The sequence below is a fragment of the Chryseobacterium aquifrigidense genome (genome assembly GCF_006716485.1).
GTDB lineage: Bacteria > Bacteroidota > Bacteroidia > Flavobacteriales > Weeksellaceae > Chryseobacterium > Chryseobacterium vietnamense.
The window spans coordinates 882,591-898,066 of the sequence record NZ_VFPD01000001.1; the positions used below are offsets into that span (position 1 = coordinate 882,591).

12 protein-coding genes are annotated in these 15,476 nt (G+C 34.8%); 9 read left to right on the forward strand and 3 right to left on the reverse strand.

Annotation, left to right across the window (positions count from 1 at the left end; translation table 11 throughout):
• Nucleotides 1–4 precede the first annotated feature (4 nt).
• On the reverse strand, nt 5–2,995 hold the full coding sequence (locus FB551_RS03915) for a ligand-binding sensor domain-containing protein (protein ID WP_142015269.1): 2,991 nt from the start codon (nt 2,993–2,995) through the stop codon (nt 5–7).
• A 747-nt stretch (nt 2,996–3,742) separates the two neighbouring features.
• Complete coding sequence (locus FB551_RS03920; protein WP_142015272.1) at nt 3,743–4,390, reverse strand: DUF1349 domain-containing protein; 648 nt, start codon at nt 4,388–4,390, stop codon at nt 3,743–3,745.
• An 89-nt stretch (nt 4,391–4,479) separates the two neighbouring features.
• Here FB551_RS03920 and FB551_RS03925 point away from each other — a divergent pair, with 89 nt between their 5' ends.
• From FB551_RS03925 to FB551_RS03965, 9 genes are all read left to right on the forward strand, one after another.
• Nucleotides 4,480–5,217: a LuxR C-terminal-related transcriptional regulator gene (locus FB551_RS03925; RefSeq protein WP_142015274.1), complete on the forward strand. Its 738-nt coding sequence runs from the start codon at nt 4,480–4,482 to the stop codon at nt 5,215–5,217.
• 93 nt (nt 5,218–5,310) lie between these two features.
• Complete coding sequence (locus FB551_RS03930; RefSeq protein WP_142015278.1) at nt 5,311–5,667, forward strand: helix-turn-helix domain-containing protein; 357 nt, start codon at nt 5,311–5,313, stop codon at nt 5,665–5,667.
• A gap of 429 nt (nt 5,668–6,096) precedes the next feature.
• Nucleotides 6,097–7,353, forward strand: coding sequence for an aminotransferase class I/II-fold pyridoxal phosphate-dependent enzyme (locus tag FB551_RS03935; RefSeq protein WP_047431456.1), 1,257 nt, complete (start codon nt 6,097–6,099; stop codon nt 7,351–7,353).
• Nucleotides 7,354–7,358: 5 nt separating this feature from the next.
• Nucleotides 7,359–7,991 carry a TetR/AcrR family transcriptional regulator gene (locus FB551_RS03940; RefSeq protein ID WP_047375406.1) on the forward strand — a complete coding sequence of 211 codons (633 nt, stop codon included), beginning with the start codon at nt 7,359–7,361 and terminating at the stop codon, nt 7,989–7,991.
• A 97-nt stretch (nt 7,992–8,088) separates the two neighbouring features.
• Nucleotides 8,089–9,174 carry a DNA polymerase III subunit gamma/tau gene (gene dnaX, locus FB551_RS03945; RefSeq protein WP_142015281.1) on the forward strand — a complete coding sequence of 362 codons (1,086 nt, stop codon included), beginning with the start codon at nt 8,089–8,091 and terminating at the stop codon, nt 9,172–9,174.
• A gap of 38 nt (nt 9,175–9,212) precedes the next feature.
• Nucleotides 9,213–9,788: a hypothetical protein gene (locus FB551_RS23470; protein ID WP_226798613.1), complete on the forward strand. Its 576-nt coding sequence runs from the start codon at nt 9,213–9,215 to the stop codon at nt 9,786–9,788.
• A gap of 401 nt (nt 9,789–10,189) precedes the next feature.
• Nucleotides 10,190–11,269, forward strand: a complete 1,080-nt coding sequence (locus tag FB551_RS03955; protein WP_047431451.1) for a chorismate mutase — start codon at nt 10,190–10,192, stop codon at nt 11,267–11,269.
• A 161-nt stretch (nt 11,270–11,430) separates the two neighbouring features.
• Nucleotides 11,431–12,357: a ribosome small subunit-dependent GTPase A gene (rsgA, locus tag FB551_RS03960; RefSeq protein ID WP_034698541.1), complete on the forward strand. Its 927-nt coding sequence runs from the start codon at nt 11,431–11,433 to the stop codon at nt 12,355–12,357.
• A gap of 653 nt (nt 12,358–13,010) precedes the next feature.
• Nucleotides 13,011–13,427 carry a nucleoside-diphosphate kinase gene (locus FB551_RS03965; protein ID WP_034687444.1) on the forward strand — a complete coding sequence of 139 codons (417 nt, stop codon included), beginning with the start codon at nt 13,011–13,013 and terminating at the stop codon, nt 13,425–13,427.
• 64 nt (nt 13,428–13,491) lie between these two features.
• Here FB551_RS03965 and FB551_RS03970 read toward each other — a convergent pair whose 3' ends face one another.
• Complete coding sequence (locus tag FB551_RS03970) at nt 13,492–15,339, reverse strand: alpha-L-fucosidase (protein WP_142015283.1); 1,848 nt, start codon at nt 15,337–15,339, stop codon at nt 13,492–13,494.
• Nucleotides 15,340–15,476: the final 137 nt, after the last annotated feature.

The following is a 15,476-nucleotide window of genomic DNA, read 5'->3' on the forward strand; positions in this document are numbered from 1 at the left end:
GAGATTAGTTTTTATTGAGTGTTATTTCCACAACAGTTCCTTTAGGATGATTTTGTCTGAAATTCATTTCAGCATTGATCTTTTTTACAAGATGTATAACCATATGAAGACCCAACCCTTTTCCTTTAAAACTAGGGGTTTCCAGTTTAGGATTTCTGAACAGGTTCATATAAACAGAAATTTGCTCTTCAGACATTCCTGTTCCTGTATCAGTAATTATTATGGTGGTTTTTTGCAGATTTTCCTTTACAGTAAGGGTTATATTTCCTTCAAAAGTATTTTTCACCGCATTATCAAGAATGTTATGAATAATAGCTGTTAAAATACTTTCACTTACCTTAGAATAGATGATCCCTTCAGTAAGATTGGTAATTGTGGTTCCTTTTTCTTTTGCAATTTCACAGAATAATTTATTCTTGATTTCAAGGATTCTATTGATAGGATATTCCTTTTCTTCAAAAATATTTTCAGCCTTATAAAGTTCAGTATACTCTTTCAAATTCAGAGTAAACTGATACAGCTGTTCTGAAGATTTATAAATACTGTCAAAATACTTTTTCTGAAGTTCCACATCATCAGACTCGTGTAGTTTCTGGGAAAGCATGGCAATAAATCTGATCGGCGTGGTGATATCATGGCTGATGGTTTCCACCAGCTTTTTTTGATATTCAGTTTCTTTCTGCAGGTTATTTTTTACGACCTCCAGGTGAAGGGAGGTTTCCTTCAGTTCAGAATTTTTATTATGAACAATCTGTTTTAAAGCCTTATTCTTAATCCTCAGAAAATTGGTCGTTAACTGAACGATCACGATAATAATGGTAAGGATAATAATGGAAGCAGACACCCTGAATAGCAATGTCTGATAAAAAAGAGGCTGGATTTTGAAACGTACTGTCTTCTCTTCATATTTCCCATCTGAAGAGATCAATACTCTTACGCTCAGGGTATAATCACCGGGAGAAAGATTGCTGATGGTGTACTTTAATTCTTTCCCTGCTGTGATCTTTTCCCACTCAGTGTTTTCTTTTCCTGATATTTTGGCCTCAATATAAAGGTTTTCAGGATTGGAAAAATAAGGAATATCAATAAAGACATCCGCTGTTTTGTAATTGTTTTTCAGATCAAGAATCTGATGAAAATACTGAGGCTCGGAATTTCCGATTTTTACCCGCTCAATGTAAATTTTATTTCTCCCCGGATAATAAGTCTGAATATTCTCAGGATTAAAAAATACAAAACCATCCATTGAAGGAAAGACAAAATCCCCATTCTCAAGAGCGTAAGCATTAGGTTCTGAACTTCCATTAAATTCATTGGTCAGAAAACCGTCTTTTTTGGTAAAGCGGTAATAAAAAACCGGAGTATTTTTGTTTTCTGCATACTGAAGTAATTGTTTTTTGGAGACCTTAAACATTCCATTATTCGAAGAAATCCAATAATATCCCTTTTGATCTTCAAGAATATAATGAGCAGACTGTAAATAATCATTGATGTCATTGGGCATCTTGATAAGCTTATGATTCCTGAAAAGATAGAAGCCGTTTTTCTCCGTAGTTATCCATATCAGGTTATCTTTTGTTCTGATAATACTTTTGACATGAATGTTTTTGATTAAAGGCGTTATGGTATTGCTTCCCAGTGCTATGGAATAAAGACCATCGCTGTTTCCAGTCAGAATTTCATTCCTGTTGTATTGATAAAAAGTATTAATAAAACTTTTAAAAGTATAGGTGTAATCCGGCTGGCTGAATATATCTTTTTTGTATAAATGGAACTGGGTGCCCGAAAGATCTGTAAAAGTGGTCCCGTAAAGAGTTCCGCTTTTCATAAATGTTTCAAGTCCTTTTTTTACAAAAGTGGAGTCCTTCTTTTTATATCCTGAATTTTTATAAAACCTGATGATACTGTTTCTTTTTTTGATCAGAATATTTCCGGAATTATCATACGTCATCAGATAATTATCATTATTTCCGAAAAGATGGTTGTTGACAATCCCGTTTCTCCCGAATTCTGTTCCATCCTCAGTGATGATTGTGTTTCGGCTGAAAGGAAGGGAGGCGAAATATACATTGCTGGAAAAATCAGCCTCTTTTCTTGAAACATAGAAATTGGAAAACTGAAGTACGTTCAGTCCATTATTGAGAGTCCCCAGATACAATTTGTTGAAACTCTCATCATAATACATAGAGCAGTAAGAGTGATTACCGATTTCTTCAAAATTGACAAGAAATTTCAGGCGGAGATCCTTTTCATTTCCTTCTAAAAGGTAAATGTTGTCATGGTTGATAATAAAAGTCTGATTGGTAATCTGTTGCCAATAGATTTTAGTGTCCGGGTGATTAAAAAGAGTAGGTTTCTCAGAAACAGAAAGGTGTCCCTTGTAGATTGAGTAGGTTTTTCTTTTTTTCAGATCATTGATGAACAGATGATTATTCAGTACAAAAATGTAGTTCAGATCTTTATTGGTAAAAGGGAGATCAATTTTTATTTCCTTTTTCCCTTCCTTGTAAATGATGGCATTCTTTTCTGTAAAATGATAAACAGAATTTCTAAGCTGAATAAAATATTGAACGTCATTATAGAAATCTGACGTAATGATGTTATTCGCAATACGGTGCAGAATATCGGTACCATTAGAGTAGGTCATTTTGTCACCGGCAGTAAGACTTGCGATTTTTGGAAATCTGTTTTTAATAATGATTTTATTTTCCTGGAAATTATTTAGAACCGTTATGCTGTCAAGGCACGGATCTCCGATGAATTCACCAAAATGCAGATTATTTACCCTGAAATTATTAAAGGTAATAAAAGAACTTCCGTCATACCTTACCAGTCCGTTTTCGGTAGAAATCCAGATGAAGCCATATTTGTCTTTCACAATAGCTTTTGCACTGCTTTGTGGAAGTCCATTGTCTATATTGTACCATGTAGAGGTATAGTGCTGCCCGGAAATGTTTAGATAGATGCAAGCAAAAATAAATGCCCAAACTCTCATATATGTGCAAAACTGATCTATATCTGCTGCTAATGCAATAGACGGTTAATAATAGTATTTGTACAAGTCAAAGTTTTTTTAAAGGGCAGGAACGATTGCAAATAAATTTTTATCATTGAAGTTTTCTGGTCTTTTGTGTTTTATATTTTTTGATTGCGTAAAAATAGTGAAATTATAACGATAAATTAGTATTGCGTATTTTGTTTTGCCTAAGTTTTATCATGTATTGCGGACCATAAGTCATTCGAAATTTTTCGAAATATTATCATATTTCAATAATAAGTGATAAATTTATATAGCATTCATTTTAAATTATCTTTTACAGATATCTGTATTGTACTGGATTTGTGGTTTGTATTAGAACTGTTATCAATGAGAAATATTGTTATGCCTGAATAATTTTATTATTTCTTTAATTAATGGTTGAAGTTTTATTCAATTATTGATTTTGTAGTAAAAGTTTGACAAAAAAATGACGGTTTATTCTACATGATAACTTTGTCTGTGCCTATGGATATTCATATTTTTGCAAAAATATTTTCACAACAAGTAAAGAAGATTTATTGTTAAAATAATGATTCTAAGAACACAAACGGTTTTTATCTCAACCACAAAAGAGACTGTACTAAAGTAAACAGTCTCTTTTTTTATTACCCAATTCCAGAATATCCTTTTAAGCAAAAAAACCTCCCGGAAATGAGGGGAGGTGAAATAAAATTGACTGTATATTGAAGTGTAATTCAATCGTTATTGATGGCTTTCAAGCCACTTCAGTCTGCGCTGATCCGGAAGATGTTTTACCGTGAAGTTTTCAAATACAGCATTGAAACCTTTTCCGTCCGGGCAGGCTGCCATTAATCCAACCATTACGGGGGTGTTGTCCTGAAGAGGAGCATTTCTCATCATGATATAATTTTTATCATCAAAAGAATAAAAAATCTCAACAGCATCCAGTCTTCTCACTGCTTTTATCCAGATAGCAGATGGTGTTTTTTCCAGTGTAATGACACTCCAGTCGCTTTTATGGTGGGTTACCACAGTGCTGAGATTGTATTGGCCATCTACAAATTCTACTCCGGCTTTGATATAGTTTTCCTGATCTGTTCTCAGCATAAGGCCCATCTGGTCAAACCTTGTTTTGTAACTGCCGGTTATTTTTACTTTTGCCTCAAATTCACCACCATAGGTAGCGTAATAGAAAGGAGCGTCATCTACGGTGAATCCATAATGTGAAATCCTCCAGTAATCGCTCTGTGGCGTTACAAACATAGAAAGGCTATTGTTTTTGATCTCCCATTTTTCAGGTTCATTAAACCAGGTCATTTTTTCAAGACTCTGGGCGGAAAACTTTTGAACCAGGAATAAGGTGCAAAAGCCGAAAATCAGTTTCTTCATTTTCTTTGGGGTAAGTTCTAAGGGTAAATTATTATTTTAGCAAAAGTATTATTAAACTTTATTTGCGTCAATACTGATAAATAACCATTATGGAAATCCGTGAACAGCTTAGTGATAAATTACTCGATAATGTCTCGAAAAAATGCCAGCTTAATATAGAGATCTATAAACAGAGCGCATTGGCATATGCTCAGATGGAAGGTGCAATAGTTGTGCTGAGTGATATGCAGGAGAACAAGAGTTTTATTTATAAATCGGCAGCGGCAGACGAACTTGGCTTAAAGATAGATGGAAATCCGGCAGAAATAAACTCCATCTGGGAAGAAGAGATGCTGAAAAAAATACATCCTGATGACCATTTGAAAAAATACATTCATGAGCTCCGCTTTTTCAGATTACTGGATACGCTGGAAATCCAGGAACGTAAGGCATATAGTGTGGTTTCAAAAATCAGGATGAAAGATAAAAATGATACCTACAGATGGGTAAAACATCGTATGTTTTATGTGTATTCACCTGATAACGGCCGATTGAGATTAGCTCTCTGTCTTTATAATATGGCTCTTACTTCACCTGGTGTTCCTGATTTTATGATTGTTAATGTAATAAAAGGGGAAGTGGTGGTAAAAGATAAACTTGATTATAAAAATATTTTAAGCCCAAGAGAATGGGAAGTTTTAAAATTTATCGGGGAGGGATATGCCAGTAAAGAAATTGCAGGTCTTCTTTCTATCAGCATCAATACAGTAAACAGACACCGTCAGAATATTTTGGAAAAGTTAAAAGTGAAAAATTCTACCCAGGCTTTTAAAGACAGTTTTTCGTAAATATTCATCTTGAAACATCCGGAAAGTTCACCGTGTTATTTTGTATCTTATGATTAATTTTATAACTTGAATACAGATTAGCAAGAACCCTACATGATGAAAAGAAGTGAAGAAATTACCCATCAGTATTTTGCCTTTTTAGATCAACATATCCATGAGGTTATTTCAGGAAATGTCCCTGAATTTCTGGAGCTCAATGAAATCGCCAGAGAACTTGCGGTTTCCCATAAACATCTTACTGATACGATCAAAAAAGAAACAGGGCAGCACCCTTGCTTTTTTTATGATGAAAAAATTATTGAACAGGCAAAACAGATGCTTATTATTACCGATAGATCGGTAGCAGAAATTGCGCGTATTTTTACTTATGACCCATCTAATTTTTCAAAATTTTTCAAAAAAATGACCGGTTTTACTCCGGGAAAATTCAGAAATTTCCATACGCTTTAAACTGACTATTTTTTTTCTTTAAAATTGCTACTGAAGGAAGTTGGAGAGAATTTTCGTCTCTGGGTAGGGATTTAATCGTGCTGAAATACCTGCTGTAAAAGGTAATTTAGTGAATTAAAATGTTAAAATTACTGCAAAATAATCTTTTATAAATGAGATGGTTGTAAAAAATAATTGCCTTTTTTTATTATTTTTCTATTAATATTTCTTTATTGTTTACTTTTTTTATTAAATTTAGGTAAGAAAAAACTAATTAATTCAAAAAGGATAAATGTTAAAAAGAAACCTATATAGAGCATTAAGTTTGGTTTCCAGAGAATAAGAATAAATTATTGTGCCTTTAATAATATTTAATCTTAATATGGGAGCTTAAGCCCTTTAAATAGTTATATATTTGTTTTTTTTAAACCACAACAAACAAGATTAAGGATGAGCATCAATTTCACAACAGCAACTATCAAAGACTTTGAGAATATACCAGACAATGATATGGCTCAAAGGGCTGAAATTTTTTATGAATATTTAGACTATGTAAAGTCTAACGGACACATGAATTACAGACTGAAGAATACTTCAGGGACCAATGCAATACTGAATGTAAATATTGCAAACCACAACAGAGAATTTGTTAGTTTTGTATCCAGTGATTATTTAGGGTTTACGCAGCACCCTAAAGTAAAACAAGCTGCTATTGAGGGAATAGAAAAATATGGTACCGGTACAGGAGCAACTCCTCTTATCGGTGGATATTTTGACTACCACAATGCTTTAGAAAAGAAAATTTCAAGCTTCTTTAAAAGAACAGAAGATGAGGCTGTAGTATTTACAACAGGTTATACCGCCAATAGTGCGAGTTTACAATGTTTAATGCAGAAAGAAGACCTTGCTATTTTAGATATGGCTGTACACGCCAGTGTGCATGAAGGATGTGCTTTTACCAATAAAAAAACATTTCCTCACAATAATTTGGAATCTTTGGAACACATTTTGAAGGTATCTGAAAATCTGTACCGTACGAAACTCGTTATTGTGGACGGAGTGTATTCCCAGGATGGTGATACCTCCCGTATTAATGAGATCTATGACCTTGTGAAAAAGTATAATGCCTTTCTGATGGTAGACGACGTACATGGTGTCGGCATCCTTGGAGAAACCGGAAGAGGTACTTTGGAACAGGCTGGGTTATTGGATAAAGTAGACATCATTACAGGTACATTCAGCAAAACATTTGGAAATCTTGGAGGATATGTCATTGCAGATAAAAAAATAGCTGCATTCATCAGATTCCATTCCCGCCAGCAGATCTTCTCAGCTACAGCTCCACCATCATCCGCCGGAATCGTTAAAGCCATTGATTTAATTGACGAAGAACCTATCTGGAGAGAAAAACTCTGGGATAATATCAATTATTTCAAAAAAGGGCTTGACGACTTAGGATTAGATACAGGCGTTACATGCTCTGCAATTATTCCCGTAAAAATTGGAGACCCCTATGTAACAGGAGAAGCCGGAAAACTACTAATAGAAAAAGGAATCTATACCAATCCGATTCTTTACCCGGCTGTACCAAGAAAAGATGCACGTATCAGGATGAGTGTAACGGCAAGACACGAAAAAGAACATCTCGACAAAACGCTTAATGCGTTTGATGATATTAATAAAAAATTGCATATTGCGAAAAAATAATAATTATGCCTAGAAAAGTAGTGCAGGGCCCCATTAGGGACAAAGAAAAAACAAAGCAGAAACTGCTTGCTGCAGTTGGTAAAATTTTAAGAGTAAAAGGATATTCCGGACTAAAAGTAAGCAAGATAGCTGCCGTTGCCGGATTTGATAAAAAATTGATCTACGAGTACTTTGGAAGTACTGATAAACTGATCGATGAGTATATCAAATCTCAGGATTACTGGAGCCAGGTCAACCAGGACGTTGATATGGATTTCTCAGACGGTGGGCACGAACTTACAAAAATGGTGGTATTAAACCAGTTCGAAAACCTGAAGAAAAATAAAGAACTTCAGAAGATTATCCTTTGGGAGCTTTCAGAAAGCAAGCCTATTCTTAAGAAATTAGTTGAACAACGTGAAGAAGTAGGAGAAGTTTTATTTGGAAACATCTCAGATCCTTACTTTGGTGAAGGAGTAGCAACAAGACATAGAGCAATTATGGCTCTTATTGTTTCCGGTGCTTACTATCTTAACCTTTATACAGGATATAACGCAAACAAGTTCTGCGGTATTGACCTGAAAACTGAAGAAGGTAGAAAAGAGATTGAAGGCGCTATCGTTGAGTTGATTGACTTTGCATACAGTAAAAAAAAGTAAGGGTTAAAAGTTTTCCGATTTGAACAGAAATATGTTTTTGTTGATATTTGAAAACTTTTAATTTTCAAATTAAAACTATATTTCTTATTTTTGACCAATGGAAAATTTTATAGTATCTGCAAGAAAATATCGTCCTCAGGAGTTTGATACGGTTGTAGGACAATCCCATATTACGGATACTTTAGAACATGCAATTGAAGAAAGTCAATTAGCTCAGGCATTACTTTTTTGCGGTCCTCGTGGTGTGGGTAAAACTACTTGTGCCAGAATTCTTGCAAGAAAGATCAATGAGAAAGATGGCTCGGTTTCAGAAGACGGCTTTGCTTACAATATCTATGAATTGGATGCTGCATCCAATAACTCTGTAGATGATATCAGAGAACTTATAGATCAGGTACGTTTTGCACCTCAGGTTGGTAAATACAAAGTATATATCATTGATGAGGTTCATATGCTGTCTTCTGCCGCTTTCAATGCTTTCCTTAAAACGCTGGAAGAACCGCCTGCTCACGCTATTTTTATTTTGGCAACAACGGAGAAACATAAAATTATTCCAACAATTTTATCCCGTTGTCAGATCTATGACTTTAAAAGAATTGTCATTGAAGACATTCAGAATCATCTTAGAAACATTGCCCAAAAAGAAAATATCCAGTATGAAGATGATGCATTGTACCTGATCGCTCAGAAAGCCGACGGTGCATTAAGAGATGCGCTCTCTATTTTCGACAGACTTTCTACCTTCTCCCAGAAAAATATTACCCTGGCAAAAGCCGCTGAAGTACTCAATATTCTGGACTATGATCAGTATCTGAACATCGTGGATCTCGCCAAGGAAAACAAAATCCCTGACGTGCTTTTCGCATTCAATGAGATTGTAAAGAAAGGTTTTGATCCTCATATTTTCATTGCCGGATTAGGAAATCATTTCAGAGATCTGATGATGGCGCAGAATGCTTCCACCATGGAACTCATTGAAGTAGGAGAGAAAACCAAGGCCAAATTTGTAGAGCAAGGACAAAAATGGGCCGCCCAGCAGCTTATCGATGGTATTGAAATCTGTAATCATGCGGATATTAATTATAAGAATTCAAAAAACCCAAGACTTACGGTTGAAATTGCATTAATGCAGCTGGCTTCACTGACAGCTAATTTAGGCGATACTAAAAAAAAAAATTCCTGATACTGGCCCCGTTTCTCAGTGAGAAACAGGAGGTAAAGATGCCGGAAAAAGCTCCGGAAAAGAAAGAAGTTAAAGCAGAATCACAACCTGCAGCTTCCCAAACAGTTCAGGAAGTTTCAGTGACAAAAACAAACAAACCGTTATCAAGACCGGGAATTTCTTCCGGTTTCAGCATCAATTCCTTTTTGAATAAAGAAGATAAAGTAGAAACCACAGAAGATGTTGTGGTAAGAACTGATCATCTTCCGCAGAACCATTTTACAGACACAGACCTGCAGATGGAATGGAAAATTATGCTTAAACAGCTTCAGGTAAAAAATAATTTTGTATTTAATGCCGTAAAGACCTTCAAACTGGTAAAAGCTGAAGAGCATAAAATCAAAGTTTTATTCCCTTCAGATTCTGCAAAAGTAGAATTTGATAAAATAAGTGGAGAATTTTTTAATCATTTTAAAAGAAAAATTCAGAATCATAGTATCGAGGTAGAATACGTCAGAGACGTTGAAAATCTGAAGATTGAGGTGGTGACGAAAAGAAAGATGTTTGAAAAATTTATAGAAAAAAATCCACTTTTGAAAGATCTTGATGATTTAATGAAGTTTGATTTGACATAATTTTTATATATTTGTCAAATATTTCTGTCGAAAATAAGTTTTTGACAAAAACAAATTACAACCAGAAACGCTAAATAAAGACATTTCCAGAATAAAATGGAAAAATTGACTAAAACATATCAGTCTTTCTTTGCACCCGCTAATTACTTTTTTAGCGGTTATTTTAGTTTTTCTGCTTCTTATTATAGAAATTTCAGAACGTATTACCGATTTTATTGGTACTGTTAACTGAATTTCTTTCCAAAAAATACAGGAGAAGTAGAGCCCTATTATTTTCCTGATTCCTTTAAACAATTTTGAACGGCATTTTTTGAAAAGAATTATAAATTAAATTTTATAATCCAAAGGGCTATTGCTGTCAATGAATAATTAATATAAAAAAACAATAAAAATTTAGAATAATGAATTTAAATGATTTAAAAAATGAGTGGATCGATGGGCTTACACAGCCTCTAATGATTGCAGGACCATGCAGCGCGGAAAGTGAAGCTCAAATGCTTGAAACGGCCAGGAGAATTAAAGAATCCAATGCTAATGTATCAGTTTTCCGTGCCGGCATCTGGAAGCCCCGTACCAAACCCAACGGTTTTGAAGGAGTAGGAGTGATCGGTTTGAACTGGCTGAAAAAGGTAAAAGAAGAATATGGTTTTAAAACAGCAACTGAGGTAGCTAATGCACACCACGTGTTTGCAGCTTTAGAAGCAGACGTTGATGTTCTTTGGATCGGAGCACGTTCTACAGTAAATCCATTTACAGTACAGGAAATTGCAATGGCTTTAAGAGGGACTGATAAACCTGTATTCGTGAAAAACCCCGTGAATCCGGATCTTGCATTATGGATCGGAGCATTGGAAAGACTTTTAGGACAAGATATTAAAAACCTGGGAGTCATTCACAGAGGATTTTCAACCTACCAGAAAACAAAATACAGAAACAATCCAAACTGGCAGATTGCCCTTGATTTCAAGAGCCAGTTCCCAAATATTCCAATGTTAATCGACCCTTCTCACATCTGCGGAAACAGAACAGGTCTTGCTGATATTACACAGGAAGCCCTTAACGTAGGATACCAGGGAGCAATCATTGAATCTCACTGCAATCCTGATGAAGCGTGGAGTGATGCTTCCCAGCAGATTACCCCTGAAGTTCTTGCAGACCTTATCGGAAATCTGAAAGTGAGAAGCTCTAATCTTGCAGGTTTTGAAGGAGAGATGGGAAGACACAGAACTTTGATCTCAGATCTTGACTTCCAGTTAATTGAACTTCTTTCTCAAAGAATGAAAATTTCTGAGAAAATCGGTAAGCTTAAAAAGGAAAATGACATTGCGATCTTCCAGCCTGAGCGTTGGAAAGTAATCACGGAATATGCAACTCAAAAAGCAAAAGAAACAGGAATGTCTCAGGAATTTATTGAAAAAGTATTCAAAGCGATTCACGAAGAATCTATTGAAGTTCAGAATAATATTATGATCGAAAGATAAATTGCGGATAATAGTAAGAGAAGCATCATTTTTACTATATATTCAGAAAAAAAATAAATCAGGGCTTAGTCATCAGTATGTAGGGCAATTGAAACATTTGTTTTTAAACCTATTTCCTGAATGCTAAGCCCTAATTGCGTATATTTGCACCAGCATTATCTATGAAAGGAAAAATCATTAAATCTACAGGCAGTTGGTACCAGGTTTTGGAATTGGAAACAAATAAAATTTTCGAGGCCAGAATCAGGGGGAAATTCAAATTAATAAAAACCAGACTTACCAATCCGCTTGCTGTAGGAGATTTTGTTGAGTTTCAACTGGAGCAGGATGATATAGCCTGGATCACAAAAATAGAACCACGCTCCAATTATCTGATCAGAAAATCTGTAAACCTTTCAAAAGAAGCTCATATTATTGCTTCCAATATTGATTTGGCATGCTTTATCTTTACCCTGAAACATCCTGAAACATCTTTAGGATTTCTGGACAGGTTCCTGGCGTGCTGTGAAGCCTATAACATTACCCCACTGATTCTTTTTAATAAAATTGATGTTTTACACGAAGAAGAAATTGAAATTGTAAAAGACATTGAATTCTTATATCAGGAAATTGGATATGATACCCTGGAAATTTCTTCCTATTCGAAATTGAATCTGGATCAGCTTCAGGAAATTCTTAAAGATAAAACCTCGGTGTTTTTTGGCCATTCAGGCTGTGGAAAATCTACTTTAGTGAATGCTTTGCAGCCAGGACTGAATTTGAAGACGTCTGAGATTTCTGATACGCATCTGAAAGGAAAGCACACAACAACTTTTGCCCAGATGCACTTTTGGCATTTTGGCGGAAACGTTATTGATACTCCGGGAGTCCGTGAATTTGCAATGATTGATATTGAAAAAGAAGAAGTACAGCATTATTTCCCTGAAATTTTCAAAAAGAGAGAAGAGTGCAAATTTCACAACTGTCTTCATATCAATGAACCGAAATGTGCCGTTATCGATGCTCTTGAAACAGGCGAGATTCAACATTCCCGCTATGCAACTTATATTAAATTGATGGATGAAGCAGAAGAAGCCTCCCAAAAATAATTAATAAAACCTTTTTAGTACATATTTTGTTAGAAATACAGAGGCTGTCAGCGGATGGTCTCTTTTTCTGTTTTAAAAATTACTGAAAATGATACCCTTATCAAGATGTTAATCCCTGGCAAAGGTGCTTTCTTACTATTACAGGATAATATTTACTGTTATTATTTTTTTAAAGATTAATTTAATGTATTCTGGATGTTTTATTTCTAGTAATTATTTTTTTTGATTTTTAAATAAAAAAATATTCGTTTTTAGATAACTCTACTTTTCACTTTTACAGTTTTGGCAGATAACTCCACTTTTGTCACATTTTGGGCCATCAAATAATTGGATTTTCAGAAAATGAAATTATTTCACCAATTGAAACAAAATGGAGGAAATCATTAAATATGATCCAATATTAATTGTAAAATTATATAATTAATAAAAAATAATGCTATTTTTTGAAAATAAAAAACCCAGCCGAAGCTGGGTAAAAACTAATAACCATGAAAACTCAAATTAAACATGAGAATCGCAATAGAATAAACAATTACTGTGCCAAAGTTTGTGTTACAATTTCTTAATAAAAGTTATTTTTATGTTAAAAAAAAATTAAAATAAAAATCAAAGATATTTTTTGTAATTTTGCGCCATTAAAAAAATATACATTTATGTCTAACATTACATTCACTATGATTAAGCCTGATGCTGTTGCTGACGGACATATCGGTGCTATATTGGGTAAGATTGCTGAAGGAGGTTTTAAGATCAAAGCTTTAAAATTAACTCAGCTTACAGTTGCTGATGCAAAAAAATTCTATGAAGTACATGCTGAGAGACCATTTTATGGAGAATTGGTAGAATTCATGAGCTCTGGTCCTATCGTTGCAGCAGTTTTAGAAAAAGACAATGCAGTTGAAGACTTCAGAACATTAATTGGTGCTACTAACCCTGCAGAAGCTGCAGAAGGTACTATCAGAAAAATGTTTGCAAGAAGCATCGGAGAAAATGCTGTTCATGGTTCAGATTCTGACGAGAATGCATTAATCGAAGCTCAATTCCATTTTTCAGGAAGAGAGATTTTCTAAGAAAATCATCTTACAAAATAAGAAATCCGGAGAAAATTCTCCGGATTTTGTTTTTAATGGGGATTTAAAGATTATTTTCAAGGGCTCCCACATTTTCTCTGTACAGTTCAACAGGTTTATTAAGCAAAACTGCAATCACCGTCATTTGTTTATCCAGTCTTTCTTTAGGAATATCAATATAAACAATTCCCGGGCGGTCACTCCAGTAAAGCTTGTTATAAATCGTATGGCTGAGCATGCTGCCTTCTCCTACGATTCTTATTCTGGCAATGTTATTTTTTATCCCTTTCAGAGCAACAGGGCCTGTAGGTACTCCTTCCACAAAAAGATAAAGAGTCTGTTGGTCTTTTGACAGAGCGCTCATTCCTGAGTAATGACCAGCCGGAAGACCTTTTCCTGTTTCAAATAAAGCCTCTGCATGTTTGCTTATCCATTCTATAGTTTCCGGATTTGTTTTAGACGTTTTTTTTATTTTCATCTCAAGGCCATCACTGGTAAGGCCGTCCTGTGTAAGTAAATTTTGATCATAGTTCAGCGCATTGGCAATATCATAGGCTGCTTCCTGAGTATTTTTGTTTTCCAGTATTTCGGGAAGCGGATGCTCCTCTTTCTTAAAATCTTTTAGAAATACAGGAGGTGTGTCGAAAGTAATTTCTGCCACAGTGACATCTTTGTCAAATTTTACATGGGTGAAATTCAGTGTCAGTGTTTTTTCAGCGTTATAATCCATTTTGACAACAGCAGATGGCTCTCCGATTATTTTTACTGAAAGAGGTCTGGTTGCCAATCCGTAAATTTTTGCAAAATTTTTTGTTTCTTCCAGATACAGGAATACAGATTTTTTAGAGGTTGACAAAGAAGATTTCCCTTTATAATTATCAAAAGGAATTCCACGGGTGGTTTCATAGATGGCATGTTCATTTTTGGAGGTCCATCTCCCCAGGTTTTTTAAAATCTCAATTTGTTCTTCGGGAATGGTACCGTCTGGTTTGGGACCTATATCAAGAAGAAGATTTCCTCCCATGCTGATGACGTCTGCCAGTGTTCTTACAATCATATTGGGTGTCTTATAACTTTTGTCAAAAGGCTGATATCCCCACGAATCATTCATGGTGTAACAAAGCTCCCAATATGGATTTTGTGGCGGAACTACGGGAATACCCTGTTCAGGAGTATCGTAATCTCCGTGATTGTTAAGCCTTGAATTAATGATGATATTGGAATTGTATTTCTTGAGTAAATCCAGGGTTTGAGAAGCTTTCCATTCTTCAGCAGTATGTTCCCAGTCGCCATCAAACCAAAGAAGATCCGGAGAATATTGGGTAGAAAGCTCATTGAGTTGACCTTGATAATAGCTTATAAAATTCTGCCAGCGCTTTGGATCATTTTTAAGTTCGTAGCGTTTTTTTGTTCTCGTATTGATGTCATAATAAGGATGGCTCCAATCCGGCAATGAGAAATAAAGGCCTGTTTTCAGTCCCGATTTTTTAAGCGCAGAAACAAATGGACTTAAAACATCTTTTTTGGCAAGAGAATTTTTAGGAATGGTTGTGGCCTTTTCTGCTCTTGAGTCCCACAATGAAACTCCGTCATGGTGTTTGGTTGTAATGACAGCATATTTTGCTCCGGATTCCTTAATAAGATTGGCCCATTGTTCCGGTTGATATTTTGAAGCTGAAAAACCATTTAGCTGCTTCATATAATTTTCGTGATTAATATAATTATTGAAGAAGGACCATGATTCCGAGATTCCATTGACGGAATAGATCCCCCAATGAATAAAAACACCCAGTTTTGCATTTTTAAACCATTCCATTTTTTTGCTGTTGTCAACTGTCTGAACCTGTGCATCAATACTATGTGCAGATAATATTAATCCAAGGAAAACAGCTTTAATCAGACTACTTTTCATATATAGATTTATTTTACCATTAAATATAGATAAAGAAAGCATTATAGTATAGAATAGTTTCTAATATTTACTGATAATTGTTATCAAAACGTTTCTTATTATTGTATTTTTATAAATGGAACGTTTATTGTAAAATT

Excerpts from the sequence above, each read along its gene's own strand:
- FB551_RS03925 (WP_142015274.1), top strand. The coding sequence starts at position 4,480 with ATGGAAATCCGTGAACAGCTTAGTGATAAATTACTCGATAATGTCTCG.
- FB551_RS03955 (WP_047431451.1), top strand. The coding sequence starts at position 10,190 with ATGAATTTAAATGATTTAAAAAATGAGTGGATCGATGGGCTTACACAG.
- FB551_RS03940 (WP_047375406.1), top strand. The coding sequence starts at position 7,359 with ATGCCTAGAAAAGTAGTGCAGGGCCCCATTAGGGACAAAGAAAAAACA.
- dnaX (WP_142015281.1), top strand. The coding sequence starts at position 8,089 with ATGGAAAATTTTATAGTATCTGCAAGAAAATATCGTCCTCAGGAGTTT.
- FB551_RS03920 (WP_142015272.1), bottom strand. The coding sequence starts at position 4,390 with ATGAAGAAACTGATTTTCGGCTTTTGCACCTTATTCCTGGTTCAAAAG.
- FB551_RS03935 (WP_047431456.1), top strand. The coding sequence starts at position 6,097 with ATGAGCATCAATTTCACAACAGCAACTATCAAAGACTTTGAGAATATA.
- FB551_RS03965 (WP_034687444.1), top strand. The coding sequence starts at position 13,011 with ATGTCTAACATTACATTCACTATGATTAAGCCTGATGCTGTTGCTGAC.
- FB551_RS03915 (WP_142015269.1), bottom strand. The coding sequence starts at position 2,995 with ATGAGAGTTTGGGCATTTATTTTTGCTTGCATCTATCTAAACATTTCC.
- FB551_RS03970 (WP_142015283.1), bottom strand. The coding sequence starts at position 15,339 with ATGAAAAGTAGTCTGATTAAAGCTGTTTTCCTTGGATTAATATTATCT.
- FB551_RS23470 (WP_226798613.1), top strand. The coding sequence starts at position 9,213 with ATGCCGGAAAAAGCTCCGGAAAAGAAAGAAGTTAAAGCAGAATCACAA.
- rsgA (WP_034698541.1), top strand. The coding sequence starts at position 11,431 with ATGAAAGGAAAAATCATTAAATCTACAGGCAGTTGGTACCAGGTTTTG.
- FB551_RS03930 (WP_142015278.1), top strand. The coding sequence starts at position 5,311 with ATGATGAAAAGAAGTGAAGAAATTACCCATCAGTATTTTGCCTTTTTA.